Here is a 25,614-nt window from a genome sequence, read left to right on the forward strand (position 1 = left end):
TCACCCTGAGCCATACCGGTGGGGCGATCCGTACGCTCCAGGTCCAGTTGCTTATCCCGCGCCTACTCCGGGCGCAGTACGGCGGGACCGGGCTCAGTCCACCCTCGGACGTACCAGTCCCGACTCGTACGCGATCACCACGAGCTGGGCCCGGTCGCGCGCGCCCAGCTTGGCCATGGCCCGGTTGACGTGCGTCTTCACGGTGAGCGGGCTGACCTCCAGGCGCTCGGCGATCTCGTCGTTGGAGTGGCCGCCCGCGACCTGGACGAGGACCTCGCGCTCGCGCACGGTGAGGGCGTCCAGCCGGGCGGAGCGGGCCGGGTCGCCGTCGTCCGCCGCGCCGCCCTGCGCCAGGAAGCGCGCGATCAGGCCCTTGGTGGCGGTCGGCGAGAGCAGTGCCTCCCCGCCGGCGGCGACCCGTATGGCGCTCAGCAGCTCCTCCGGCTCGCTGCCCTTGCCGAGGAAGCCGGAGGCGCCGGCCCGCAGCGACTGCACCACGTAGTCGTCGACCTCGAACGTCGTCAGGATGACCACCCTGACGTGCGCGAGGGACGGATCGGCGCTGATCAGCCGGGTCGCGGCGAGACCGTCCGTGCCGGGCATGCGGATGTCCATCAGGACGACGTCGGCGCGCTGCTCCTTGGCCAGCCGGACCGCCTCGGCGCCGTCGGACGCCTCGCCGACCACCTCCATGTCGGACTCCGAGTCGACGAGCACGCGGAACGCGCTGCGCAGCAGCGCCTGGTCGTCGGCGAGCAGGACACGGATGGTCATGCGCTCTCCCCCGTGGTGGCCGTGCGGGTCTTGACCGGCAGGATCGCATGGACGCGGAAACCGCCCCCGTAGCGGGGACCGGTGGTGAGGGTGCCGCGCAAGGCGGTGACCCGCTCCCGCATGCCGAGCAGCCCGTGGCCGCCGCCGGCCGCCGGGGGCCCGTCCTCCGGCTGCCCGTTGTCGAGGACCGTGACCTCGATGTTGGGCCCTACGCGTACGACGCTGACCTCGGCCTTCGCCGCGGGACCCGCGTGCTTCTGGACGTTGGTGAGGGCTTCCTGGATGACCCGGTAGGCGGCCAGGTCGACGGCCGCGGGGAGCGTGGTGCCGTGGTCGGTCCTGGCCACCTCGACCTTGAGGCCGGCGCTGCGGAAGGTGCCGGCCAGCTCGTCGAGCCGGTCCAGGCCGGGCGCGGGCTCGGTGGGGGCCTCGGGGTCGCCGGACTGGCGCAGCAGGCCGACGGTGGCCCGCAGTTCGTTGAGCGCGGACCGGCTGGCCTCGCGGACGTGCGCGAGGGCCTCCTTGGCCTGGTCGGGCCGCTTGTCCATGACGTGCGCGGCGACCCCGGCCTGGACGTTGACCAGGGCGATGTGGTGGGCGACGACGTCGTGCAGGTCACGGGCGATGCGCAGGCGCTCCTCGGCGACCCGGCGGCGGGCCTCCTCCTCCCGGGTGCGCTCCGCGCGCTCGGCGCGGTCCCGGATGGCCTGGACGACGGCCCGGCGGCTGCGGACCGCGTCGCCCGCGGTGGCGCCGATACCGGTCCAGGCGAGGATCCCCAGGTTCTCCTGGGCGTACCAGGGAAGCGGTCCGGCGAGCATGGCCGTGCCGGTGAGGATCGTCATGGTGAGCAGTCCGGCCCGCACGGTGGTGGGGCGGTCGGTGGTGGCGGCGACGGTGAAGAGGGCGATCACGGCGGACATGGCCACGGGGGCCCGGGGGTCGCCGGTGACGGATTCGGTCACGGAGGCGGCGCCGGTCAGGGCGAGGACCGTCATGGGGGCGCTGCGGCGGAAGACGAGGGCGACGGCGGAGAGGGTCATCAGCAGCAGGCTGAGCGGGTCGGGGCTGCGGATGCTCCAGCTGACGCCGTGCTCGCCGTGCGGGTCGACGAAGGAACCCGCCAGCATGCAGAGCAGCACGCCCGCGGCCAGGCCCGCGTCCAGGGCGAGGGGGTGCGCCTTGAGCCGGCACTCGGCCCGGGAAAGGAGGGTCACTTCTGCGTCGCCGTCGCTTTCCTCGCCGTAGCTGGGGGGCTGGCGCCCCGGGACCCCGTCGTCGGCCCCGCGGGGGCCTCGTCCTCGATCGCCGGACGGGCGGCGCTCCGGGACCGGCGCGGCGGATCGCCGTCCCCGGCCCCCGCCGTCCTGAAGAGGCGCCGACCCCGTAAGAGGCGCCGACCCCGCCGTCCCGACGAGGCACCGCCCTCGCCGAGGAGCCGGCCGGGGTGGAGTCAGCCCGGGATCAGCCCGTCGTCGCTCAGCATCTCCCGGACCTCCGCCAGACTCGCGTCCGGGGCCGGGAGGATCAGTTCCGACGGCTCCAGCGCCTCGTCCGGCAGGGGTTCGCCGAGGCGTCGGACGGCGTCCAGGAGGGCGCCGAGGGTGCGGTGGAAGCCGTCCTCGTCGCCGCTCTCCATCTCCGCGAGCAGCTCGTCGTCCAGCGTGTTCAGTTCGACGAGATGGGAGTCGGCCAGTCGCCACTGGCCCTCCCCCATGATCCGTACGATCATGCGCCCTCCTCGGCTCCGGTCCCCGGCGCCGGGCTACTGCTTGTCGAAGCGCGGGGTGTCCTGCGGCTGCTGCTGGGACTGCGACTGGCTCGTGCCACCTTCGATGGCCTGCTGGCCGGACGGGCTGCCTCCTCCAGAGCCAATGGCCTGAGAGGTGCCGCCGGCGAGTTCGGCCTTCATGCGCTGCAGTTCCAGCTCTACATCCGTACCACCGGAGAGCCGGTCCAGCTCGGCCTGGAGGTCGTCCTTCGCGATGCCCGTCGGGTCGTCCAGGGCGCCGGACGCCATGAGCTCGTCGAGGGCGCCCGCGCGGGCCTGGAGCTGGGCGGTCTTGTCCTCGGCGCGCTGAATGGCCAGGCCGACGTCGCCCATCTCCTCGGAGATGCCGGAGAAGGCCTCCCCGATGCGGGTCTGGGCCTGGGCCGCGGTGTAGGTGGCCTTGATGGTCTCCTTCTTCGTACGGAAGGCGTCCACCTTGGCCTGGAGGCGCTGGGCCGCGAGGGTGAGCTTCTCCTCCTCGCCCTGGAGCGTGGAGTGCTGCGTCTCGAGGTCGGTGACCTGCTGCTGGAGGGCCGCGCGGCGGGAGAGCGCCTCGCGGGCGAGGTCCTCACGGCCGAGCGCGAGCGCCTTGCGGCCCTGGTCCTCCAGCTTGGAGGACTGCGACTGCAGCTGGTTCAGCTGGAGTTCCAGGCGCTTGCGCGAGGTCGCGACGTCGGCGACGCCGCGGCGGACCTTCTGCAGGAGCTCCAGCTGCTTCTGGTACGAGTAGTCGAGGGTTTCGCGCGGGTCCTCGGCCCGGTCAAGGGCCTTGTTCGCCTTCGCGCGGAAGATCATCCCCATACGCTTCATGACACCGCTCATGGGCTTCGCGCGCCCCCTTCTGACGTCCAGCTCCAGCTCTGCGACAGAACCCACAGTACGGGCCCTGCATCCATTGACGCACTGTTCGGGGACGGATGCGCTCATCCCCAAGGACGACTGACCGGCACCTTGCTCCGGCGTAGGGAGTAGGTGACCTTCAGGGTGAGCGATCGGTCACCCTGCGCCCCCTCTTTCCCGCACCTGTCCCGGTCTGTCCCCTCTACAGACGACTGGTGTTGCCGGATCGTTCCCCTCCGGGCTGGGGTCCATGCCCGCGAGCGCTTACCCTTGGGTTTTGTGTTCCGTAGCCGTGCCAAGGAAGAGAAGGCCCCCGCCGACAAGGCCGTGGTGACCGACTCCATGCAGCCCCGCGACCCGCAGGCCAAGAAGGGCAGGCCCACGCCCAAGCGCAGTGAGGCCCAGTCCCAGCGCCGCAGCGTCGCCAACACCTCGATGTCCCGCAAGGACGCCGCCAAGCGCCAGCGCGACGAGCGCCGCGCCCAGCTGGACAGGCAGCGCCAGGCGCTGGCCGGCGGGGACGAGCGCTATCTGCCGGTCCGCGACAAGGGCCCCGTCCGCAAGTTCGCGCGCGAGTTCATCGACTCCCGGTTCAACGTGGCGGAGTTCTTCCTGCCGATGGCCGTGGTCATCCTCGTGCTGAGCATGGTGCGGGTGGGCTCGCTGCAGACCATCGCGCTGCTCCTGTGGCTCGTCGTGATCGTGCTGATCGTGCTGGACTCGTTCGTGACGGGCTTCCGGCTGCGCAAGCAGCTCGCCGAGCGCTTCCCCGACCAGAACCGGCGGGGCGCGGTGGCGTACGCGCTGATGCGCTCCCTGCAGATGCGTCGGCTCCGGCTGCCCAAGCCGCAGGTCAAGCGCGGAGCACGGCCCTGAGCACTGCGGCTTTCTCCGGGGGGGCGGCCGAGGCCTGGCTGAACAGGCTGGGCGGGCTGCGTGACGTCGTACGACAAGAGCTGGTGGCCCGGCAGCTCGACGAGCAGATAACGGGCCGCTACCCGGTCGGGCAGCGGCTCCGGGTGCTGGACGTGGGGATGGGCCAGGGCACGCAGGCGCTGCGGCTGGCCCGGCTCGGACACCAGGTGACCGGGCTCGAGCGGGACGCGACGATGATCGCCGCGGCCCGGGACGCCCTGTGCGGCGAGCCCGAGGGCATCCGGGAGCGGATGCGGATCATCGAGGGCGACGGCCGGGACACCGGGGTGCACTTCCTGCCCGGCAGTTTCGACGTGGTGCTGTGCCACGGCGTGCTCATGTACGTCGAGGAGCCGGACGCGCTGCTCGCGGGGCTGGCGCGGATGCTGGCCCCGGGCGGGCTGCTGTCGCTGCTCGTGCGCAACGCGGACGCGCTGGCCATGCGGCCGGGGCTGTCCGGCGACTGGGCGGGGGCGCTCGGCGCCTTCGACACCGCCGCCTACCGCAACCGGCTCGGGCTCGACGTCCGGGCGGACCGGCTGGCGACGCTGACCGACGCGCTGGCCGGCATCGGGGCGCCGCTCCAGGCCTGGTACGGCGTGCGGGTCTTCACGGACACGGCGGCGGACGGGGCGGAGATCCCGCAGGACCCGCGGCAGCGGGAGAACCTGCTGTCCGCCGAGGAGCGGGCCGGGCGGACCGACCCCTACCGCCAGGTGGCGGCGCTGCTGCACCTGTGCGGGGTGCGCGGCTGAGCCGGACCGGCGTTCTTCACTCGTCCGGGTGAGCGAGGGCCGGGGTGGCCGTGCGGCGACCACCCCGACGGAGGGCTACGCCTCGTTCGCGTGCAGGCTCATCGGGCCGTAGATCTCGGCGGAGTCCTCGAAGAGCCGCACCTGGTCCGCGCCGCCTTCGAGGAGGTCCTTCCACACTTCCCCGATCCAGGACTCGGCGTCCCCCTGCGTGGTGAACTCCTCGGGCTGTACCGCTGGTTGGACCTCCGTCCCGTCGGCCTTCTCGAACCGCCACGTCCATGCCGCCATGTACGCCTCCCAGCTGTGACCACGTGCAGAGCAGAAGCCGGATCTTGGTCCGGCTTCTGCTGTGCAGCCTAGCCGGATGCGCAAGAGCTGGTCAGACGCGCGAAAATCAGCTCCGTGGAAGTCACTCTGCTCGGTACCGGTGCCCCCGCGGGCCTGCCCCGCCCCGACTGCTCCTGCGCCGTGTGCGCGACCTCGCTCGGGGAGGAGGCGCGGGCGGCCACCGCGCTGCTCGTCGACGGGGCCCTGCTGCTCGATCTGACGCCGGGTGCGGCGTTCGCGGCCGCGCGGGCCGGGCGTTCGCTGGGCGGGGTGCGGCAGGTGCTGCTGACGCATCCGCACGACGGGCCCCCGGTGGAGGTGCCGGCCGGGCTGCCGCAGCCCGGCCGGGTGCCGGACGGACAGGAGTCGACGCTGCTGACGGGGCATCGGGTGCGGGCGGTGGCGATGGACGCGCCCGGCACCGGGTACGCGGTGACCGGCCCGGACGGGCAGCGGCTGCTGTATCTGCCGCCCGGGGGCGCTCCGGCCGGTCTGGAGGAGGGATCGGAGTCCGCCGAGCGGTACGACATGGTCCTGGCGGATCTGGTGGGACGCCCGGACGCGCTGGCGAAGCTGCGGGCGGTGGGCGCGGTGGGGCCGACGACCGACGTGGTGGCCGTCCACCTGGACCATGAGGTGCCGCCGGGCGCGGAGTTGCGGCGGCGGCTCGCGGCGGCCGGGGCGCGGGCGGTGCCGGACGGCTCGACCCTGATCGTGGGGGTCTACGAGGACGTGCCGGACGTGTCGCGGCGGACGCTGGTGCTGGGCGGGGCCCGGTCGGGGAAGTCGGTGGAGGCGGAGCGGCGGCTGGAGTCCTTCCCGGACGTGCTGTACGTCGCCACCGGCGGGACCCGGGGCGGCGACACCGAGTGGGCGTCCCGGGTCTCGGCGCACCGCGACCGGCGGCCGGGTTCGTGGCGGACCGTGGAGACCTGTGACCTCGTGCCGCTGCTGGCGCAGGACGGCGCCCCGCTGCTGATCGACTGTCTGTCGCTGTGGCTGACGGACGTCATGGACTCCGTCGGGGCGTGGGACGACGCCCAGTGGGCCGACGGCGGCGAACGGGCCCTGCGCGCACGGGTGGTGGAGCTCGCGGAGGCGGTGCGCTCGGCCCGCCGGACCGTCGTGCTGGTCTCCAACGAGGTGGGGTCGGGGATCGTGCCGGCCACCGCGTCGGGCCGGCGGTACCGGGACGAGCTGGGGCGGCTGAACGCGGCCGTCGCCGCCGAGTGCGAGGAGGTGGTCCTGGTGGTGGCGGGCCAGGCACTGGTGCTGCGGGGACCGTCGGCCGGCGCCTGACGGTCAGTTCCTGCGCGCGATGACCTGGTAGGCGTTCGAGAAGCGGGTGCGGCGCAGGGCCGGGGCCAGCAGGTGGTCGAGCACGGCGGCCAGGGCGGTCAGCGGCCCGGCCGTCCGGCGCAGCCGGGTCCGGTTGAGGTAGAGCGAGGCGGCTGTCGCCAGGTCGTGCGGGGCGTGCGGTGTCCGGCGGTCCGTCACGACGATCTCGCAGCCCTGGGCCTCGAGTTCGGCCCGGAGGTTGGCCGGCGGGATCAGGTGGAGGTGGCGGGGCTGGTCGTAGGCGTGCCACCACTTGCCCAGCACGGCCGCGGACGCGCTGGCCGGGTCGGGGAGCTGGACGAGGAGATGGCCGCCCGGGCGCAGGGCCGTCAGCGCCGCCGCGAGTTCCCGCCGCGGGTCCCGGGTGTGTTCGAGGTGGTGGAGCATGCTGACCACGTCGTAGCGGCCGCGCAGACGGGCCAGGACCTCCGGCGCCGTCAGCGGGCCCAGGTGGGCCTCGTCGAGCCGGCCCGCCGCTCGCGCCCGCTGCACCCGGGGGGTCGGGTCCACCCCGTCGAACGCCGTGTAGGCGAAGAGTTCCCTCGCCGCCGCCGGGAAGGCCGCGTCCCCCGTGCCCACGTCCAGCCAGCTCTCCGGCTCCGGGAAGGGCAGCATCGCCCGGGCCGTCGCCCTGAGGTGCCCGTGGCCGGGCCGCTCCCCGGCCTCGTCGCCGTACAGCGCCAGCCCCTCCGGGGTGAGGCGCGGGTTCTGGAAGGCGTGCGCGCAGTCCCGGCACTCGTCGACCACGAAGGTGCCCGGCCTGCGGTGGCGCAGGTCCGGTGCGCGCAGCCGGGTGCGCAGGCGCTTCGAGCCGCACCAGGGGCAGTCGTCGCGGCGCGGCTCGTGGACGGGCCTGGGGGGCATGAGCGGCTCCGGGGAGGGCGATCGAGAGCGGACGACAATTAGCGGCAAAACGGAACGTATGGGATACCGATCTTGGGCGCAATGACGTCACGCGGGTGTGGTGGCGATGTGGCGCGGAACTGTTCGATCGGTGCCGGTACTGTTCGGCGAATGAGCTCGCTTAATCTCGACGACTTCACCGATCTGATCGAGCGCCCCGACGGCGGGGTGCGCCGCGACGCGGAGGCGCGCCGGGAACGTCAGATCGTGCCGCCCGGGTCACTGGGGCGTCTGGACGAACTGGGTGAGTGGCTGGCGGCGGCACAGGGCTCGTCGCCCGTACGGCCGGTCGAGCGGCCGCGGGTGGTGCTGTTCGCGGGCGACCACGGCGTCGCCGAGCTCGGCGTGTCCGCCCGACCCGCGGGCAGCGCCTCGGAGTTGGTGCGCGAGGTCCTCGAGGGCGGCCGTCCGGTCTCCGTGCTCGCCCGCCGCCTCGGCGTGCCCGTGCGCGTCGTGGACATGGCGCTGGACTGCGATCCGGCGGCGTTCCCCGAGGACGTCGTGCGGTACCGGGTGCGGCGCGGCAGCGGGCGTATCGACATCGAGGACGCGCTCACGCTCGAAGAGGCCGAGGCGGCCTTCCGGGCGGGTGTGGCCGTCGCGGACGAGGAGGCCGACTCCGGCACGGACCTGGTCGTGCTCGGCGACGTCAGCGTCGGCGGGACGACGGCCGCGGGGGCGCTGGTGGCCGCGCTGTGCGGGACCGACGCGTCCGTGGTGACCGGGCGGGGCGGCGAGGCGATCGACGACCTGGCGTGGATGCGCAAGTGCGCGGCCGTCCGGGACGCGCTCAGGCGGGCGCGGCCGGTGCTCGGGGAGCAGTTGCAGCTGCTGGCGACGGTGGGCGGGGCCGACCTCGCCGCCATGACGGGTTTTCTGCTCCAGTGCGCGGTAAGGAAATTGCCGGTCGTGCTGGACGGCGTGGTGGCGGCCGCCTGCGCGCTCGTCGGGCAGCGGGTCGCGTTCCGGGCGCCGGACTGGTGGCTGGCCGCGCACAAGAGCGGGGAGCCGGGACAGGCGAAGGCGCTCGACCGGATGGCCCTGGAACCGCTGCTGGACCAGGGCGTGAAGGTCGGCGAGGGCGCCGGGTCCCTGCTCGCGCTCCCGCTGGTCCAGGCCGCCGCCGCACTGGCGGCGGAACTCCCCGAGAAGCCCCAGGAGCCCGACAAGTCCCAGGAGCCGGTCGAGTCCGAGGAGTCCGACAAGTCCGAGGTGTCCGCGGACTCCGCGGAGCCCGAGCAGCCTCAGGCCCCGGAAGCCGCCGCTGCCGAGGCATCCGCGGCCGCCGGCGGACAGCTGACGGAGAAGCAGGAAACGGAGTAACGAAGCGCCCCAAAGGGACAGGCGGCGCCAAAAGAGCGGATTCCCCGAAGTGCACCCATATGATCACCGCTCATGGGCAACACCCGGGGCGCCGCCGCCTTCGCCGTCTGGTACCTGCGTGCCGTCGCGTTCGTCAACTTCCTCAGTGCGGTGTGGGTCTCCCTGGGGCAGGACGTGCGGCGGCACAACCAGGAGAACCTGTTCACGCCGTACCTGCTGACGGCCGGCTTCGCCTCCGGGGTCTTCACCGCCTTCCTGGCCGTCACCATGCGGCGGCGCAAACGGGCCGCGTGGATCCTCAACCTCGGCCTGAGCGGGGCGTTCCTGGGGCTGTTCACGCTCGCCATGGCGTTCCCGGAGATCCGGCGCCACCCGCAGAACTGGGTCTCGCTCGCGCTGACCGCCGTCTTCGTCCTGGCCCTGCTCGCCGGGCGGCGGGAGTTCTACGCGAAGGGCGACCGGTCCAATCCGAGGCTCGCCGCGGCCGTCGGCGCCGGCGGGCTGCTGGGCGCCTCGCTGCTGGCCGCGCTGCTGGTGACGGTGACCGACCGGGCGGCCACCTCCTCGACCTTCCTCGAACGCTGGCGCTACGGCACCCTGCGGCTGGTCTCCGTGGCCGCCGACGAGTACCGCGTCCCCGGGATCGCCCCGCCCACCTGGGTCGACGTGAGCGTCAACATGCTGAGCACGGCGCTCGTCCTCGCCGTCCTGTACGCCGCCTTCCGCTCCCGGCGGGCCGTCGACCCGCTCACCGAGGACGACGAGAAACGGCTGCGGGAGCTCCTCGACCGGCACGGCGAGCGGGACTCGCTCGGCTACTTCGCGCTGCGGCGGGAGAAGAGCGTGTGCTGGTCGCCGACCGGGAAGGCGGCGGTCGCCTACCGCGTCCTCGGCGGGGTGTCGCTGGCGTCCGGTGACCCGATCGGGGATCCGGAGGCCTGGCCGGGAGCGATCGCGCCGTGGCTCGCCGAGGCGCGGGCGCACGGATGGATCCCGGCGGTGATGGGCGCGAGCGAGGAGGCCGGGACCGTGTACGCCCGGCACGGACTGGACGCCCTGGAACTCGGCGACGAAGCCCTCGTCGAGGTCGCCGAGTTCACCCTGGAGGGGCGGGCCATGCGGACCGTCCGGCAGGCCGTCAACCGGGTCCGGCGGGCCGGGTACACGGTGCGCGTACGACGGCACGAGGACATCCCGGCCGACGAGATGGCGTCCCTGCTCCGGCGGGCCGACGACTGGCGCGACGGCGCCACCGAGCGCGGGTTCAGCATGGCGCTGGGGCGGCTCGGGGATCCGGAGGACGGCCGCTGCGTGATGCTGGAGTGCTCGGACGCCCGGGGTGAGCTGCGGGCCCTGCTCTCCTTCGTGCCCTGGGGACCGCACGGGCTGTCCCTCGACCTGATGCGGCGGGACCGGGACTGCGACAACGGGCTGATGGAGTTCATGGTCATCGAACTGCTCCGGCACGCCCAGCAGGACGACCGGGGCCACCGGGACGACCGGGACGACCGGGGCCACGGTGACGACCGGGACGAGCAGGGCGACCGGGCGATCCGGATCACGCAGATCTCGCTGAACTTCGCCGTGTTCCGGTCGGTCTTCGAAAGGGGCGCGCGGCTCGGCGCCGGACCGGTGCTGCGGCTGTGGCGCTCGCTGCTCTGCTTCTTCTCCCGCTGGTGGCAGATCGAGTCGCTGTACCGCGCCAACGCCAAGTACCGGCCGATCTGGGAGCCCCGCTTCCTGCTCTTCGAGAAGAGCGCCGACCTGCCCCGCATCGGCCTCGCGTCGGCCCGCGCGGAGGGGTTCCTGGAGGCGCCCGGGCTGCCGAGGTGGCTGCGCCGCGGGCGGCTGGAGACCCACCGGTGAGAGCGGTCGCCCGCTGGGCCCGCGCCGAATGGGGACCCCTCCACGAGGCCGTGCGCGCGCCCCTGGTGCGGCGGCGGTGGCGGGCGGTCCCGATGACCCTCGGGGCGGTGTGCCTGACGTCGGTGACCCAGGTCGTGCAGAACCAGGCGTGGGGCTACGGTCCGGTCCAGGCCCTCGGAGCGGTACGGGCCGAGAACCCGCTCGGGCTCGCCCTGCTGCGCACCCCGCTGTCCCTGTTCGTGCCCGCGCTGGACCTGCCGGTGTGGGGCGCCCTCGCGCAGATCCTGCTGGTGTTCGGGATCGCGGAGCTCTGCCTGGGCTGGTGGCGGACCCTCGTCATCGCCTACGCCGCCACGCTCGCGGGCACGCTGTACGCGCGCGTGGGCATCGCCCTCGGCCCCGGCGGCCCGCTCGGCCTGCCCGCCGCCGACGCCCGGATCGTGGACACCGGCCCGTCGGCGGCCGTGGTCGGCCTCGCGGTGTTCCTGGGCTGGCGCTACCGCGCGTACGTGACGGCGGGGGCGGTGATCGTCGCGATGGTGGCGGAGGTCCTGCTGAAGGACAACCTGGCGGGCAAGGAGCATCTGGCGGCGATCGCGGCGGTGCTGGTGCTGTGCGCGGTGGCGGACGTCCGCCGGCGGACCAGGGGGCCCGGGCGGCCCGCCCGGCGGCCGCGCGACGAGTCCGGCGCCCGGCCGCGCCGGGCGACGCGGGGCGGCGCCGGTCCGCGGCCGCGCCGCGGGGCGCGACCGGCCACGAAGCCGCGCAGCCGCCGTACGGTCCACGCGCCCGGCGCGGACCGGGCGCCTCAGTTCCGCTCCTCCGACTGAGCGAGCTCCGCGGTCGTCTTCCCGCCCAGCCAGTCCCCCACCACCCGGCGCGGCCCGGCCCAGCGGCGGTCGTGCCGGTAGGCCCGCAGCACCGCCTTCGCCCGGGCCTTCGGCCGCCGCCGGTAGAACCGGCGGGCCCACGGCGAGCCGGGCCGGGCCACCCGGACCAGGCCCACCAGGCCCAGGAACGGGATGAAGACGCTGAACACGGCCATCTTGGCCTTGCCCTTGCTCAGCACGGCCAGGGAGAACGCGAAGTTGAGCACGACGGTCGAGATGACGCTGCCCCGGTCCTGGAGCTCGTCCTGGCTCATGTCGTTGACGCCGAACGGCGAGAAGCCCACCAGCAGCAGTCCGCCCAGCGCCGCCGTCAGGACCACGGCCTCCACGCTCTTGCGGCCCGCCTCCGTCCAGTACACGTCGTCGAGATGCAGGATCAGCGCGAACTCGTCGAGGACCAGGCCGGTGCCGATGCCGAAGACCACCGCGAAGGCGCCCGCCCCGAAGCCGTGCCGGCCGCTCGCCACCGCGCCGAAGCCGCCCGCGACGGTCAGGACGACGCCGGGCACCACGTGGTGGATGTGCACCCCGCCCGAGCTGATGTTGCCGAAGGGCCCCCGGCCCGCCCGGATGAGGCGCGTGATGACCCGGGTGATCAGGAAGGTGAGGACGAACGCGGTCAGGGCGAGGAGCAGCGGGATCTTGCCCGGTTCGACGATGTTGCGCTGCACCCACTGGCCCATGTCCCCAGTCTCCCGGGGCGGGGGGTGGGCCGCCTCGTGGACGGGGCGTCCGGGCTACTCTGCCGCCGTGTCCACGACCTCGCCCTTCGACGGCCTCCGCTTCGCCTTCGGCACCCTCACCGCGCTGCCGGTCCGGGTGACCCGCTGGGACCGGGAGGCCGCGCGCGGGGGCATGCTCAACGCGCCCGTGGTCGGGCTGGTCGTCGGCGGCTGCGCGGCCGGGCTCGGCCTGCTGCTGCTGTACCTGGGCGCGGGCCCGCTGCTCGCGGCGGTCGCCTCCGCCGCCGTGCCCGCCGTCCTCACCCGCGGGCTGCACCTCGACGGGCTGGCCGACACCGCGGACGGGCTCGGCAGCGGCAAGGCCGCCGAGGACGCGCTGCGGATCATGAAGCAGTCCGACATCGGTCCGTTCGGCGTGCTCACGCTCGTCCTCGTGCTGCTCGCCCAGGTCGCCGCGCTGACGCAGCTGTACGGGACCTCATGGGCGCTGGGCGCGGTGGCCGCCGTCGTCTCGGCGGCCGCCGCCCGGCTCGCGCTGACCCTGGCGGCCCGCGCCGGGGTGCCGGCCGCCCGGCCGGAGGGGCTCGGGGCGGCGGTCGCCGGAGTGGTCCCGGTGCGGGGCGCGGTGCTCGTCGTCGTCGCCGTCACGCTGGCGGCGGCGCTCGCGGGAGCCTGGTGCGGACCGTACGAGGGCGGCGTCGTGGCCCTGATCGGGAACCATGGGCCGGGCGCCCGGTTCGCGCCGTTCGACGCCGTCCGGCCGGCGCTCGCGGTCCTCGCCGCCCTCGCCGCCGCCGAACTGCTGCTGCGGCACTGCGCGCGGCGCTTCGGCGGGGTCACCGGGGATGTCTTCGGCGGCCTGGCGGAGACGGCGGCGACCACCGCCCTCGTGGTGTTCTGCCTGGGCGGCTGACCGGCTAGCAGGCCTCCCGCCACACCCCCAGCTCGTACTTCTTCAGCAGTGAACTCAGGCGCAGCCGCCGGGAGTCGGCGCAGAACGCGCTCGTGGGGAGTTCGTACTCCACGTGGAAGACGGCCTTGCCCGCCTCGATGAAGGGGGTCAGGTCCGCGCACTCGTCGTACTCGGCGCACTGTTCGTTGACCGCGAAGTCGAAGTCGTCGACGAGGTCGGGGATCTGGTCGAGGTCGTTCTTCAGTCCGACCGACATGCCCCGGTCGTGGGCGAGTTCGGCGATGAGGCGGTTGTAGCGGAGCTGGTCGGCGGCCTCGACCGGGAAGCCGGTGGTGTTCTTGTAGCCGTCCATGTTGTCCGGCTCGACCGCGTCGAAGCCCTTCTCGCGGCACATGTCGAGACGGGCCGCCATCAGGGGCTCCAGGACGTCCAACGCGCGGATGTCGAGCCAGCGTTCGCCCTCCCAGCCGTTGCCCTTGCCGATCACGGACCGGGGGAACTCCGCCGCGTCGGGCCGCCAGTCCTCCCAGGCGCCGGTGGAGAGGTAGCAGATGACCTTGCGGCCGTCGTCGTGCAGTCCGGCCACCGTGGCCGCGGTGTGGTCGAAGCCGTCGATGTCGTAGACCGGTACGTCGACGCCGGTGTCCAGACGGCCGCTCAGCTGCCACTGCCAGTCGAGGCCGGGGGCCGGCCGCCAGATCCCGGCGTCCGCCGGCCCCGCGCCCGCCCCGTCGTCCGGCCGGTCGTCCCCGCCGCCGTCCGACGCGAAGGCGCAGCCCGCCAGCAGCAGGGCGAACAGGGGCAGCAGCGCGATCGGGCGTCTCACCGGGCGGCTCCAGGATCTCGGCGACGTATCCGACGATGATCGCCCATGTCTCCCGGCCGCCGTCGCCCCACCCCGACCCGAAGGGTGTGACCCGGCTCATGGAATGCGAGGATCGGGACGTGGCTACGACGCCACCGACAGGTGAACACGCGCGTGCATGAGCGACCGCACGCGCACGCGTACGCTCAGTCCGGGATTCCGCCGCGCCGGTTCGCCGCGCCGGTGAGGCAGACCCCGGATACGACCGCACCCATGACCCGGATCTAGGGTCGGCTGTCGGGCCCGGTCGACCCACACACTCCGGCCACCGCAACTCCACATCGGAAGCGAGATTTCACCACCGTGACTGCTCTCACTCTCAGCACCGCCGCGGCGCCCGGCCTCCGGGCCGACGCGATCGTGATCGGTGTCGCCAAGGGCGCGAAAGGCCCGATCGTTGCCCCAGGCGCCGAAGCCGTCGACAAGGCCTACGACGGCAGGCTCGCCGCCATCCTGGAGACCCTCGGCGCCTCCGGGGCCGAGGGCGAGCTGACCAAGCTCCCCGCCCCGGCCGGTTTCAAGGCACCGCTGGTGCTCGCGGTGGGGCTCGGCCAGGAGCCCGAGAAGGACGCCGGCTTCGACCCCGAGGCGCTGCGCAAGGCCGCCGGAACGGCCGCCCGCACCCTCACCGGCACCAAGAAGGCCGCCTTCGCCCTGCCGGTGACCGACGCCGCCGACATCGGCGCGATCGGCGAGGGCGTGGTGCTCGGCGCGTACTCCTTCGACGCGTACAAGCACGGCGGCGACGACGCCAAGGCCAAGAACGGCAAGGCGCCGCTCGCCGAGGCCGCCCTGCTCGGCGGGAAGCCGCGCGACGCCGCCCACAAGGCCGCGCTGCAGCGTGCCGCCGCCGTCGGCGAGGAGCTCAACCGCGCCCGCGACCTGATCAACATGCCGCCGAACGACCTGGACCCGCAGGCGTTCGCCGCTCTCGCCCAGACGGCGGCCAAGGAGCACGGCATCAAGGTGCAGGTGCTCGACGAGAAGGCCCTCGCCAAGGGCGGCTACGGCGGCATCCTGGGCGTCGGCTCCGGCTCGGTCTCGGCCCCGCGCCTGGTGAAGCTGTCCTACACCTCCTCCAAGGCCAAGAAGACCCTCGCCTTCGTCGGCAAGGGCATCACCTACGACTCGGGCGGCATCTCGCTGAAGCCGGCCGGGCACAACGAGACGATGAAGTGCGACATGAGCGGCGCGGCGGCGGTCTTCGCCGCGGTCGTCGCCGCCGCGCGCCTCGGGCTCGAGGTGAACGTCACCGGGTGGCTGGCACTGGCCGAGAACATGCCGTCCGGCTCCGCCACCCGCCCGGGTGACGTGCTGCGCATGTACAGCGGCAAGACCGTCGAGGTGCTCAACACGGACGCCGAGGGCCGGCTGGTCCTCGCGGACGCGCTGTGGGCGGCCTCCGCGGAGAAGCCGGACGCGATCGTCGACGTCGCGACCCTGACCGGCGCGATGATGCTGGCGCTGGGCAGCCGCACGTTCGGGATCATGGCGAACGACGACGCGTTCCGCTCGGCGCTGCACGAGGCCGCCGAGGAGGTCGGCGAGCCGGCGTGGCCGATGCCGCTGCCGGAGCACCTGCGCAAGGGCATGGACTCCAGCGTCGCGGACATCGCCAACATGGGCGAGCGGATGGGCGGCGGGCTGGTGGCCGGTCTCTTCCTGCGCGAGTTCGTGGGCGAGGGGATCACCTGGGCGCACCTGGACATCGCCGGGCCGGCGTTCAACGAGGGCGGCCCCTTCGGGTACACGCCCAAGGGCGGCACCGGGACGGCCGTGCGCACGCTGGTGCGGCTGGCCGAGCTGACCGCCGCCGGCGACCTGGGCTGACGCTCCCCCACGCGGTGAGCGGGGACTGTGCGCCTGGTCACTCGGGCCCGTCCGTCGTCTTGGCGGGCGCGGGCCGAATGTGGCCGGTCGCGCGGTTCCCCGCGCCCCGGGCGGGGCCGGTCCCCCCTGTCACATGTGAGCGTGGGGTGTCTCACACCCCGGCCCCGCGTCTCGTTCGTCTCCCGCAAGTGCGAAGATGGGCCTCGGCAGGACAGGGCCCCCACCACAGGGCCGAAGAAAGAGCGGCCGGACACCAGCCGCCGGCGGTCAGCGACGACCGGCGCACGGCGCACATGCATGGAGGACGTGACGTGGCGAACGACGCCAGCACCGTTTTCGACCTAGTGATCCTCGGCGGTGGTAGTGGCGGTTACGCCGCGGCCCTGCGCGGGGCGCAGCTGGGCCTGGACGTCGCCCTGATCGAGAAGGACAAGGTCGGCGGCACCTGCCTGCACCGGGGTTGCATCCCCACCAAGGCCCTGCTGCACGCCGGCGAGATCGCCGACCAGGCCCGCGAGAGCGAGCAGTTCGGCGTCAAGGCCACCTTCGAGGGCATCGACGTCCCCGCCGTCCACAAGTACAAGGACGGTGTCATCTCCGGTCTGTACAAGGGCCTTCAGGGGCTGATCGCCTCCCGCAAGGTCACGTACATCGAGGGTGAGGGCCGCCTGTCCTCCCCGACCTCCGTCGACGTGGGCGGCCGTCGCGTCCAGGGCCGCCACGTGCTGCTCGCGACCGGCTCCGTGCCGAAGTCGCTGCCGGGCCTGGAGATCGACGGCGACCGGATCATCTCCTCGGACCACGCCCTCGTCCTGGACCGCGTGCCGAAGTCCGCGATCATCCTGGGCGGCGGCGTCATCGGCGTCGAGTTCGCCTCGGCGTGGAAGTCGTTCGGCTCCGACGTGACGGTGATCGAGGGTCTGAAGCACCTCGTCCCGGTCGAGGACGAGAACTCCTCCAAGCTTCTTGAGCGCGCGTTCCGCAAGCGCGGCATCAAGTTCAACCTGGGCACCTTCTTCTCGAAGGCCGAGTACACCGCGGACGGCGTCAAGGTCACGCTGGCCGACGGCAAGGAGTTCGAGGCCGAGGTCCTGCTGGTCGCGGTCGGCCGCGGGCCCGTCTCCGCCGGTCTCGGCTACGAGGAGCAGGGCGTCGCCATGGACCGCGGCTACGTCCTGGTCGACGAGTACATGCGCACCAACGTCCCGACCATCTCCGCCGTCGGCGACCTGGTCCCGACGCTCCAGCTCGCGCACGTCGGCTTCGCCGAGGGCATGCTGGTCGCGGAGCGCCTGGCCGGTCAGAAGGTCGTCCCGATCGACTACGACGGTGTCCCCCGGGTGACGTACTGCCACCCCGAGGTCGCCTCCGTGGGCATCACCGAGGCCAAGGCCAAGGAGATCTACGGTGCGGACAAGGTCGTCGCTCTGAAGTACAACCTCGCGGGCAACGGCAAGAGCAAGATCCTCAACACCGCGGGCGAGATCAAGCTCGTCCAGGTGAAGGACGGCGCCGTGGTCGGCGTCCACATGGTCGGCGACCGCATGGGCGAGCAGGTCGGCGAAGCCCAGCTGATCTACAACTGGGAGGCGCTGCCCGCCGAGGTCGCGCAGCTCATCCACGCCCACCCGACGCAGAACGAGGCGCTCGGCGAGGCCCACCTGGCCCTGGCGGGCAAGCCGCTGCACTCGCACGACTGACCCTCGGTCGACGAAGCGACTCCGCGACGACACAGACTTCCGCAATTCGTAAGGAGCAACCGAAACCATGGCGGTTTCCGTAACCCTTCCGGCGCTCGGCGAGAGCGTCACCGAGGGCACTGTCACCCGCTGGCTGAAGGCCGAGGGTGAGCGCGTCGAGGCCGACGAGCCCCTGCTCGAGGTCTCGACCGACAAGGTCGACACCGAGATCCCCTCCCCCGCCGCCGGCATCCTGGCCTCCATCAAGGTCGCCGAGGACGAGACGGTCGAGGTCGGCGCCGAGCTCGCCGTCATCGACGACGGCACCGGCGCTCCCGCCGCCGCGCCTGCTCCGGCCGCCGAGCCGGCCGCCGAGCCCGCACCGGAGCCGGCCGCTGCCGCGCCGTCCACCGAGCAGGCTGCCCCGGCCCCCGCTCCCACCGCCGAGGCCGCCACCGGCGGCGGCTCCGCCGAGGGCACGGACGTCGTCCTGCCCGCGCTCGGCGAGTCCGTCACCGAGGGCACCGTCACCCGCTGGCTGAAGCAGGTCGGCGAGGAGGTCACGGAGGACGAGCCGCTGCTCGAGGTCTCGACCGACAAGGTCGACACCGAGATCCCGGCGCCCGTCTCCGGTGTGCTGCTCGAGATCACCGTCGGCGAGGACGAGACCGCCGAGGTCGGCGCCAAGCTCGCCGTCATCGGCGCCCCGGGCGCGGCTCCGGCCGCCGCCGAGGCCCCCGCCGCCCCGGCTCCGGCCGCCGCCGAGGCCCCCGCCGCCCCGGCGCCCGCCGCCGCTGCCCCGGCCGCTCCGGCCCCGGCTGCCCCGGCTCCGGCCGCCCCCGCTCCGGCCCCGGCTGCCCCGGCTCCGGCTGCCGCCGCCCCGGCCCCGGCCGCCCCGGCCGCCCCGGCCCCCGCGCCGGCCGCGCCGGCCGCCCCGGCTCCGGTCACCCCGGCCGCCCCCGCGCCCGCCGCTCCCGCGGGTGACGACGGCGCCTACGTGACCCCGCTGGTGCGCAAGCTCGCCGCCGAGAACGGTGTCGACCTAGCCGCCGTCAAGGGCACCGGCGTCGGCGGCCGTGTCCGCAAGCAGGACGTCCTCGCCGCCGCCGAGGCAGCGAAGGCCGCCGCCGCGGCTCCGGCTCCGGCCGCCGCCCCGGCCGCGAGCGCCGCGAAGAAGGCCCCGGCGCTCGAGGTCTCCCCGCTGCGTGGCCAGACCGTCAAGATGCCCCGCATCCGCAAGGTCATCGGCGACAACATGGTCAAGGCGCTGCACGAGCAGGCGCAGCTGTCCTCGGTCGTCGAGGTCGACATCACCCGGCTGATGAAGCTCCGCGCGCAGGCGAAGGACTCCTTCGCGGCGCGCGAGGGCGTCAAGCTCTCCCCGATGCCGTTCTTCGTGAAGGCGGCGGCCCAGGCGCTGAAGGCCCACCCGGCCGTCAACGCCCGGATCAACGTGGACGAGGGCACGATCACCTACTTCGACACCGAGAGCATCGGTATCGCGGTGGACTCGGAGAAGGGCCTGATGACCCCGGTCATCAAGCACGCGGGCGACCTGAACATCGCCGGCATCGCCAAGGCCACGGCCGACCTGGCGGGCAAGGTCCGCGCGAACAAGATCACCCCGGACGAGCTGTCCGGCGCGACCTTCACCATCAGCAACACCGGCTCGCGCGGCGCGCTGTTCGACACGATCATCGTGCCGCCGAACCAGGTCGCGATCCTCGGCATCGGCGCCACGGTCAAGCGTCCGGCCGTCATCGAGACGGAGGAGGGTACGGTCATCGGCGTCCGCGACATGACGTACCTGACCCTGTCCTACGACCACCGTCTGGTCGACGGCGCCGACGCGGCCCGTTACCTGACCGCGGTCAAGGCGATCCTGGAGGCCGGCGAGTTCGAGGTCGAACTCGGCCTCTGATCCCCAGGGCTCGACAGCGGGTGCCCCCGTCCGGAACTTTCCGGGCGGGGGCTTCCGTCTGCCGGTTCCGGGCGCGCCCGCGGGCGGCGCGTGTCCGGTAACGGTCTTCACAACCGATCCCCGCGTGGACGTGTAAGTCTCGTCTCACCTGCTTGAAAGCGCCCCCGTGCGCCTCTCCTCGGCGGGCCCCCGGCCGTATTGTCTAAACGTCAAACGCCCCCGGGGGCCCGTGCGGCCCCTCCTCAAAGGAGCCCTCATGACCGCGCCCGTCGTCCACTCGCTGCGCGAACAGATCCGCGAGCACATCGTGGAGGGGATCGTCAGCGGGCGCTGGAAGCCGGGCGAGCGGATCGTGGAGCGCAGGATCGCGACCGAGCTGGAGGTCAGCCAGACGCCGGTGCGGGAGGCGCTGCGCGAGCTGGAGTCGCTGCGGTTGATCGAGTCCGCGCCGAACAAGGGCGTGCGGGTGCGCAACCTCACGGCGGCCGATCTGGAGGAGAGCTACCCCGTCCGGGCGGGCCTGGAGGCGATCGCGGCGGAGCTGGCCGCCCAGCGGCTCGCGGAGGACTGCTCGGCCCTCGAACCGCATGTCGCCGCGCTGTACGAGGCGGACCGCGACGCGGACGGCACGGCCCAGGTGCGGCACACCGTCGGTTTCCACCGGGAGCTGGTGCGGGCGGCCGGCAACTCGGTGCTGCTGCACACCTGGGAGGGCCTCGGCATCGAGGTGTTCACGGCGCTGTCGATCCGCTGGCTGGGGACCGTGCAGCAGTCGTACGCGGAGGAGCACGAGGAGCTCGTCCAGGCGTTCCGGCGGCGGGACCCGAGGATCGCCGAGCTGGTGAAGGCGCATGTCCTCGGGTGTGCTCCCCGGGCGTAGGACCCGCCCTCGTTCAGTGGAGCGTACACGCGCTCATACGTGGGCTCCGACCTGCGAAAACCCCGCTTCGACGCGGCACGGGGTGCCTGCCCGAAAGGCACCCCGTGCCTACTTTCTCGCAATCGAGAGGTTTTGACCTTCAACCCTTTGATCGATCATCGATCAGGGGGTTACAGTCGCCGACGGGCCGCGGACGGAGCCACCCATGGCATCGCGCCGGAGCCCACGCCCTGTCCTGCCAAAGACCAAGGGCACCCCCAGGAACACCCTCACAGGGAACCCCCTTCGACTGAGGAAGGCGGCGACATGACCGACCCCCAGGCCATCCAGCCGAGCGCGCTCGACCAGCTCCCCGACCGGGACCCGGAGGAGACCGCCGAATGGCAGGCCTCCCTGGACGCGGTCGCCAAGGCGGCCGGGCCGCACCGTGCCGCATACCTGATGCGCCGCACGCTGGAGCGTGCCGAGGGCAACGGCATCGCGCTGCCCAAGCTGCTCGAGACGGACTACGTCAACACCATCCCCACCGCCGCCGAGCCGTCCGTGCCCGGTGACGAGGAGATGGAGCGGAAGATCACCGCGTGGAACCGCTGGAACGCGGCCGCGATGGTGACCCGGGGCAGCAAACACGGCGTCGGCGGCCACATCGCCACCTTCGCGTCCGCCGCCTGGCTCTACGAGACCGGCTTCAACCACTTCTTCCAGGGCAAGGAGGCCGACGGCTCGGGCGACCAGCTCTACATCCAGGGCCACGCCTCCCCCGGCATCTACGCCCGCGCCTTCCTCGACGGCCGGCTGACCGAGCGGCACCTCGACAACTTCCGCCAGGAGTCGGGCGGCGACGGTCTCCCGTCGTACCCGCACCCGCGCCGGCTGCCCTGGCTTTGGGAGTTCCCGACGGTGTCGATGGGTCTCGGCCCGCTCTCCGCCATCTACCAGGCGCGCTTCAACCGCTACCTCACCCACCGCGGCATCAAGGACGTCTCCGCGTCCCACGTATGGGCGTTCCTCGGTGACGGCGAGATGGACGAGCCCGAGTCGACGGCGGCACTCGCCCTCGCCTCCCGTGAGGGTCTCGACAACCTGACCTTCGTCATCAACTGCAACCTCCAGCGCCTCGACGGCCCGGTCCGCGCGAACTTCAAGATCGTGCAGGAGCTGGAGGCCCAGTTCCGCGGCGCGGGCTGGAACGTCGTCAAGTCGCTGTGGGGCTCCGCCTGGGACGAGCTGTTCCAGCTCGACACCACGGGCGCGCTGGTCCGCCGGCTGCGCGAGGTACCGGACGCCCAGGTGCAGACGTACCAGACGCGTGGCGCCGCCTACATCCGCGAGGACTTCTTCGGCAAGGACCCGGCGCTCGTCGAGCTGGCGAAGCTGCTGAGCGACGACAAGATCCTCGAGTGTTTCCACCTCTCCCGCGGTGGTCACGAGGCGCGCAAGGTGTTCGCGGCCTACAAGGCGGCGGTGGAGTTCAAGGGCGCCCCGACGGTCATCCTGGCCCAGACGGTCAAGGGCCACACCCTCGGCGAGGGCTTCGCGTCGAAGAACGCCAACCACCAGATGAAGAAGCTCTCGGTGGACGAGTTCAAGGCGATGCGCGACCTGCTGGAGCTGCCGATCCCGGACGCGCAGTTCGTCGACGGCGTGGTCCCCTACGGCCACCCGGGCGCCGACTCCCCCGAGGTCCGCTACCTCCAGGAGCGCCGCGCGGCCCTCGGCGGCCCGGCCCCGGCCCGCCGTACGCACGCCCTGGCCCCGCTGCCGGCCCCCGCCGACAAGGCGTTCGCCTCGTTCGACAAGGGCTCCGGCTCCCAGAACGTGGCCACCACCATGGCGTTCGTCCGGCTGATCAAGGACCTGGTCCGCGACAAGGAGACCGGCAGGCGCTGGGTGCCGATCGTCCCGGACGAGGCGCGCACGTTCGGCATGGAGAGCCTGTTCCCGTCGCTCGGGATCTACTCCCCCAAGGGCCAGACGTACGAGCCGGTCGACCGCGACCAGCTGATGTACTACAAGGAGGCCAAGAACGGCCAGATCCTCAACGAGGGGATCACCGAGGCCGGTTCGATGGCCGACTTCATCGCCGCGTCCACCGCGTACTCCACGCACGGTGAGGCGATGATCCCGTTCTACATCTTCTACTCGATGTTCGGCTGGCAGCGCACGGCCGACCAGATGTGGCAGCTCGGCGACCAGCTGGGCCGCGGCTTCCTCGTCGGCGCCACGGCCGGCCGTACGACCCTGACGGGCGAGGGCCTCCAGCACGCCGACGGTCACTCCCCGGTCATCGCCGCGACCAACCCGGCCGCCCTCAGCTACGACCCGGCGTTCGCCTACGAGATCGCGACGATCGTCAAGGACGGTCTGCGCCGGATGTACGGCGAGGCGGCCCCGGGCGAGGACCCGAATGTCTTCTACTACCTGACCGTCTACAACGAGCCGATGCCGCAGCCGGCCAAGCCGTCCGTCCCCGGTCTGGACGAGGGCATCCTCAAGGGCCTGTACCGCTTCAACACGGCCGAGTCGGCGGGTGTGGACGTGGCGGCGGCCAACGCCCCGCGCATCCAGCTCCTGGGCTCCGGCACGGCGATCCACTGGGTCCTGAAGGCCCAGCGGCTGCTCGCCGAGGAGTGGGGTGTGGCCTCCGACGTGTGGTCCGCGACCTCCTGGACCGAGCTGCGCCGCGACGCGCTGGAGGCCGACGCGGCCCTGCTGCGCGGCGAGGAGCGCCAGCCCTACGTCCGTCGGGCCCTCCAGGGCGCCGAGGGCCCGGTCCTCGCGGTCTCCGACTACATGCGCCAGGTCCCGGACCAGATCGCGCAGTGGGTCGAGCAGGACTGGTCCTCGCTGGGCGCGGACGGCTTCGGCCTCTCCGACACCCGTGAGGCGGCCCGCCGCCACTTCGGCGTCGACGCCGAGTCGATCGTCGTCGCGGCCCTGGCGCAGCTCGCCCGCCGCGGCGAGGTCAAGGCGACCGCGGTGAAGGAAGCGCGCGAGCGCTACGGCCTGTAGGTCACGGTTCGACGAAGGGGGGTACGGCGGGCGCCGTACCCCCCTTCGCTGTCGGCGGGCCCCGGCATCATGGTCCCCATGCGTGCTGCCCGCCTCATCAAGATGGTGCTCCTGCTCCAGTCCCGTCCCACCATGACCGCGTCCGAACTGGCCAGGGAACTGGAGGTGTCGGAGCGGACCGTCACCCGGGACGCGCAGGCGCTGTCCGAGGCGGGCGTGCCGGTGTACGCGGAGCGCGGGCGGGCGGGCGGTTACCGGCTCGTCGGGGGCTACCGGACGCGGCTGACGGGGCTGGGACGCGGTGAGGCCGAGGCGCTGTTCCTGAGCGGGGTGCCGGGGGCGCTGCGGGAGATGGGGCTGGAGGACATCGCGTCGGCCGCGCGGCTCAAGGTGTCGGCGGCTCTGCTGCCCTCCCTGCGCGACGCCCCGCGCACGGCGGCGCAGCGTTTCCATCTGGACGCGCCCGCCTGGTTCCGGGAGCCGGCGGCGCCCGCCCTGCTGCCGGTGATCGCGGACGCCGTGTGGGACGACCGGTGCGTGAGCGCCCGCTACCGGCGCGGGGAGAACGAGGTGACGCGGGAGCTGGAGCCGTACGGGCTCGTGCTCAAGGCGGGGGTCTGGTACCTGTGCGCCCGGGTCGGCGGGACCGAGCCGGGAACGGGCACGGGCGCCGAGCCGGGAACGGGCACGGGCGACCCGGCGGGAGCAGGAGCGGGGGCGGGCGAGGGGGCGGGGGCGGGGGCGTTCCGGACCTACCGCATCGACCGGTTCGTCGGTGTCGACGTCCTGAAGGATCGTTTCAGCCGAGTTGAGGACTTCGATCTGCCCGGGTTCTGGGACGAGCAGGCCGAGCGGTTCGCCCGGTCGATCCTGCGGACCGAGGTGGTCCTGCGGCTCTCCGGCACGGGGGTGCGCAACCTGCCGTACGCCGTGGATCCGGTGGCCGCCCGGGACGCGCTGGCGGACGCGCCGGAGCCGGACGGGACGGGACGGGTGACAATCACCCTGCGCGCCGAGTCGGAGGAGGTCGCGCACACGCAGCTCACGGCGCTGGGGCCGGAGGCCGAGGTGCTCGCCCCGGCCTCGCTGCGGGACCGGTTCGCCGCGGACGCGGTACGGCTGACCGAGCTCTACGGGCGTCGGGAAAAGTGAGGATCCCGCCTCGATCCCGGGCACTCCGGGTGCGTGGCGCACTGCGAGGCACGATGCTGGACGCGTGATGGACGAGACGGAGTTCTGGGAGCTGGTGGACGCCTCCCGCGAGGCCGCGCAGGGCGATCCCGAGGAGCAGGCCGACCAGCTCGTGGAGCGGCTGGTCCGGCTGGACCCGGATTCCGTGCTCGACTTCGCCCGGCACTTCGAGTCCCGCTACAACCGGGCGTACCGCTGGGACCTGTGGGGCGCCGCCTGGCTGCTGCTGGACGGGGCCAGCGACGACGCCTTCGACTTCTTCCGGTGCTGGCTGATCGGACAGGGCCGCGAGGTCTTCGAGGGCGCCCTGCACGGCGACCCGGACTCGCTCGCCGATCTGCTGGACGATTTCGACGAGGAGATCGACGGGGACGGCGAGGAACTCGGCTACGCGGCCGACGAGGCCTACGAGCAGCTCACCGGGACCGTCGCCCCGGACCTGGGCATTCCGCCCGCGCCCGCCGAGCCCGAGGGCACGCCGGTCGCGTTCGAGAACGAGGCCGCGCTGGCCGAGCGGTATCCCCGGCTGTGGCAGCGCTTCAAGGAGTGAGGCCCGGCGGTCACACCGCGAGCTTGCGGCGGGTGCTGTCCGCCGGGATGTACGCCTGCGACTGATCGACCCGCACCGCGTGGTGCAGCGGCGCCTTGTTGGCCTGCTCCAGGGCGGAGGCGGTGGTCGCCGCCGGGCCCAGGACGACCGCGGCGACGGCGCACAGCACGGTCCAGGGGCTGCGGGCGGCCTTGGCCCATGGCGGGCTCTGCTCCGCGCCGGCCGCGTCGCCCGCGGCTCCGGCGCTCTCCCCGCCCGCCTGACGTGCCGTGCTCCCCGGGTGGCCCGCGTGTCCCGAGTTCCCCGCGGACCGGTTACGACTGCTGTTCATGATCCCCGCCTCCGGTCTGTTCCTGTCGTGCATGACCGTAGGACGCGGGAATGGGAG

General features: G+C 73.1%; 23 protein-coding genes. 14 read left to right on the forward strand and 9 right to left on the reverse strand.

Annotated elements, in window-relative coordinates:
* Positions 1–93: 93 nt before the first annotated feature.
* From J2X68_RS00330 to J2X68_RS00345, 4 genes are all read right to left on the reverse strand, one after another.
* A complete protein-coding gene (locus tag J2X68_RS00330) occupies positions 94–774 on the reverse strand; it encodes a response regulator transcription factor (RefSeq protein ID WP_310430350.1) in 681 nt (226 codons plus the stop codon).
* Positions 771–1,991: a histidine kinase gene (locus J2X68_RS00335; protein WP_310430351.1), complete on the reverse strand. Its 1,221-nt coding sequence runs from the start codon at positions 1,989–1,991 to the stop codon at positions 771–773. The genes J2X68_RS00330 and J2X68_RS00335 overlap by 4 nt, the downstream gene beginning before the upstream one ends.
* A gap of 236 nt (positions 1,992–2,227) precedes the next feature.
* Positions 2,228–2,506, reverse strand: coding sequence for a PspA-associated protein PspAA (locus J2X68_RS00340; protein WP_310430352.1), 279 nt, complete (start codon positions 2,504–2,506; stop codon positions 2,228–2,230).
* Between the two features lie 33 nt (positions 2,507–2,539).
* Positions 2,540–3,367 carry a PspA/IM30 family protein gene (locus J2X68_RS00345; RefSeq protein WP_310430353.1) on the reverse strand — a complete coding sequence of 276 codons (828 nt, stop codon included), beginning with the start codon at positions 3,365–3,367 and terminating at the stop codon, positions 2,540–2,542.
* A 297-nt stretch (positions 3,368–3,664) separates the two neighbouring features.
* Here J2X68_RS00345 and J2X68_RS00350 point away from each other — a divergent pair, with 297 nt between their 5' ends.
* Positions 3,665–4,261, forward strand: a complete 597-nt coding sequence (locus tag J2X68_RS00350; RefSeq protein ID WP_310430354.1) for a DUF3043 domain-containing protein — start codon at positions 3,665–3,667, stop codon at positions 4,259–4,261.
* Positions 4,262–4,344: 83 nt separating this feature from the next.
* Entirely contained in the window at positions 4,345–5,055 is a 711-nt protein-coding gene (locus J2X68_RS00355; RefSeq protein ID WP_310430355.1) for a methyltransferase domain-containing protein, read from the forward strand.
* Between the two features lie 75 nt (positions 5,056–5,130).
* On the opposite strand, the gene J2X68_RS00360 is transcribed toward J2X68_RS00355, so the two are convergent.
* The gene (locus tag J2X68_RS00360; RefSeq protein ID WP_020130018.1) at positions 5,131–5,343 is read right to left on the reverse strand and encodes a hypothetical protein; all 213 of its coding nucleotides are present in this window, start codon (positions 5,341–5,343) and stop codon (positions 5,131–5,133) included.
* Positions 5,344–5,457: 114 nt separating this feature from the next.
* On the opposite strand from J2X68_RS00360, the gene J2X68_RS00365 reads away from it, so the two are divergent.
* The gene (locus J2X68_RS00365) at positions 5,458–6,681 is read left to right on the forward strand and encodes a bifunctional adenosylcobinamide kinase/adenosylcobinamide-phosphate guanylyltransferase (RefSeq protein WP_310430356.1); all 1,224 of its coding nucleotides are present in this window, start codon (positions 5,458–5,460) and stop codon (positions 6,679–6,681) included.
* Between the two features lie 3 nt (positions 6,682–6,684).
* Here J2X68_RS00365 and J2X68_RS00370 read toward each other — a convergent pair whose 3' ends face one another.
* Positions 6,685–7,584, reverse strand: coding sequence for a class I SAM-dependent methyltransferase (locus J2X68_RS00370; RefSeq protein ID WP_310430357.1), 900 nt, complete (start codon positions 7,582–7,584; stop codon positions 6,685–6,687).
* A 150-nt stretch (positions 7,585–7,734) separates the two neighbouring features.
* Here J2X68_RS00370 and cobT point away from each other — a divergent pair, with 150 nt between their 5' ends.
* From cobT to J2X68_RS00385, 3 genes are all read left to right on the forward strand, one after another.
* Positions 7,735–8,946: a nicotinate-nucleotide--dimethylbenzimidazole phosphoribosyltransferase gene (gene cobT / locus J2X68_RS00375; protein ID WP_310430358.1), complete on the forward strand. Its 1,212-nt coding sequence runs from the start codon at positions 7,735–7,737 to the stop codon at positions 8,944–8,946.
* Between the two features lie 72 nt (positions 8,947–9,018).
* Complete coding sequence (locus tag J2X68_RS00380) at positions 9,019–10,812, forward strand: phosphatidylglycerol lysyltransferase domain-containing protein (protein WP_310430359.1); 1,794 nt, start codon at positions 9,019–9,021, stop codon at positions 10,810–10,812.
* On the forward strand, positions 10,809–11,642 hold the full coding sequence (locus tag J2X68_RS00385; protein WP_310430360.1) for a hypothetical protein: 834 nt from the start codon (positions 10,809–10,811) through the stop codon (positions 11,640–11,642). Before J2X68_RS00380 ends, J2X68_RS00385 begins: the two co-directional genes overlap by 4 nt.
* Here the strand turns inward: J2X68_RS00385 and J2X68_RS00390 are convergent.
* The gene (locus J2X68_RS00390; protein ID WP_310430361.1) at positions 11,621–12,385 is read right to left on the reverse strand and encodes a hypothetical protein; all 765 of its coding nucleotides are present in this window, start codon (positions 12,383–12,385) and stop codon (positions 11,621–11,623) included. The genes J2X68_RS00385 and J2X68_RS00390 overlap by 22 nt on opposite strands.
* Positions 12,386–12,452: 67 nt before the next feature.
* Here J2X68_RS00390 and J2X68_RS00395 point away from each other — a divergent pair, with 67 nt between their 5' ends.
* Positions 12,453–13,298, forward strand: coding sequence for an adenosylcobinamide-GDP ribazoletransferase (locus J2X68_RS00395; RefSeq protein ID WP_310430362.1), 846 nt, complete (start codon positions 12,453–12,455; stop codon positions 13,296–13,298).
* 4 nt (positions 13,299–13,302) lie between these two features.
* Here the strand turns inward: J2X68_RS00395 and J2X68_RS00400 are convergent, their stop codons facing one another.
* Entirely contained in the window at positions 13,303–14,124 is an 822-nt protein-coding gene (locus tag J2X68_RS00400; RefSeq protein ID WP_310430363.1) for an endo alpha-1,4 polygalactosaminidase, read from the reverse strand.
* A gap of 342 nt (positions 14,125–14,466) precedes the next feature.
* Between J2X68_RS00400 and J2X68_RS00405 the strand changes: the two genes are divergently transcribed.
* The 7 genes from J2X68_RS00405 (at position 14,467) to J2X68_RS00435 (ending at position 25,226) form a co-directional block, all read left to right on the forward strand.
* Positions 14,467–15,993, forward strand: a complete 1,527-nt coding sequence (locus J2X68_RS00405; protein WP_310430364.1) for a leucyl aminopeptidase — start codon at positions 14,467–14,469, stop codon at positions 15,991–15,993.
* 311 nt (positions 15,994–16,304) lie between these two features.
* Positions 16,305–17,693 (forward strand): dihydrolipoyl dehydrogenase, encoded by a 1,389-nt coding sequence (gene lpdA / locus J2X68_RS00410; protein WP_310430365.1) that lies wholly within the window; start codon positions 16,305–16,307, stop codon positions 17,691–17,693.
* Positions 17,694–17,760: 67 nt separating this feature from the next.
* Complete coding sequence (gene sucB / locus J2X68_RS00415; protein WP_310430366.1) at positions 17,761–19,593, forward strand: 2-oxoglutarate dehydrogenase, E2 component, dihydrolipoamide succinyltransferase; 1,833 nt, start codon at positions 17,761–17,763, stop codon at positions 19,591–19,593.
* Between the two features lie 256 nt (positions 19,594–19,849).
* On the forward strand, positions 19,850–20,473 hold the full coding sequence (locus J2X68_RS00420; RefSeq protein WP_062647583.1) for a GntR family transcriptional regulator: 624 nt from the start codon (positions 19,850–19,852) through the stop codon (positions 20,471–20,473).
* Between the two features lie 306 nt (positions 20,474–20,779).
* The gene (aceE, locus tag J2X68_RS00425; protein WP_310430367.1) at positions 20,780–23,485 is read left to right on the forward strand and encodes a pyruvate dehydrogenase (acetyl-transferring), homodimeric type; all 2,706 of its coding nucleotides are present in this window, start codon (positions 20,780–20,782) and stop codon (positions 23,483–23,485) included.
* 78 nt (positions 23,486–23,563) lie between these two features.
* Entirely contained in the window at positions 23,564–24,637 is a 1,074-nt protein-coding gene (locus J2X68_RS00430; RefSeq protein ID WP_310430368.1) for a WYL domain-containing protein, read from the forward strand.
* Between the two features lie 67 nt (positions 24,638–24,704).
* The gene (locus J2X68_RS00435) at positions 24,705–25,226 is read left to right on the forward strand and encodes a DUF4240 domain-containing protein (RefSeq protein WP_310430883.1); all 522 of its coding nucleotides are present in this window, start codon (positions 24,705–24,707) and stop codon (positions 25,224–25,226) included.
* 10 nt (positions 25,227–25,236) lie between these two features.
* Here the strand turns inward: J2X68_RS00435 and J2X68_RS00440 are convergent, their stop codons facing one another.
* A complete protein-coding gene (locus tag J2X68_RS00440; protein WP_310430915.1) occupies positions 25,237–25,557 on the reverse strand; it encodes a hypothetical protein in 321 nt (106 codons plus the stop codon).
* Positions 25,558–25,614: the final 57 nt, after the last annotated feature.

It is taken from the genome of Streptomyces sp. 3330, from assembly GCF_031456635.1.
Classification (GTDB): domain Bacteria; phylum Actinomycetota; class Actinomycetes; order Streptomycetales; family Streptomycetaceae; genus Streptomyces.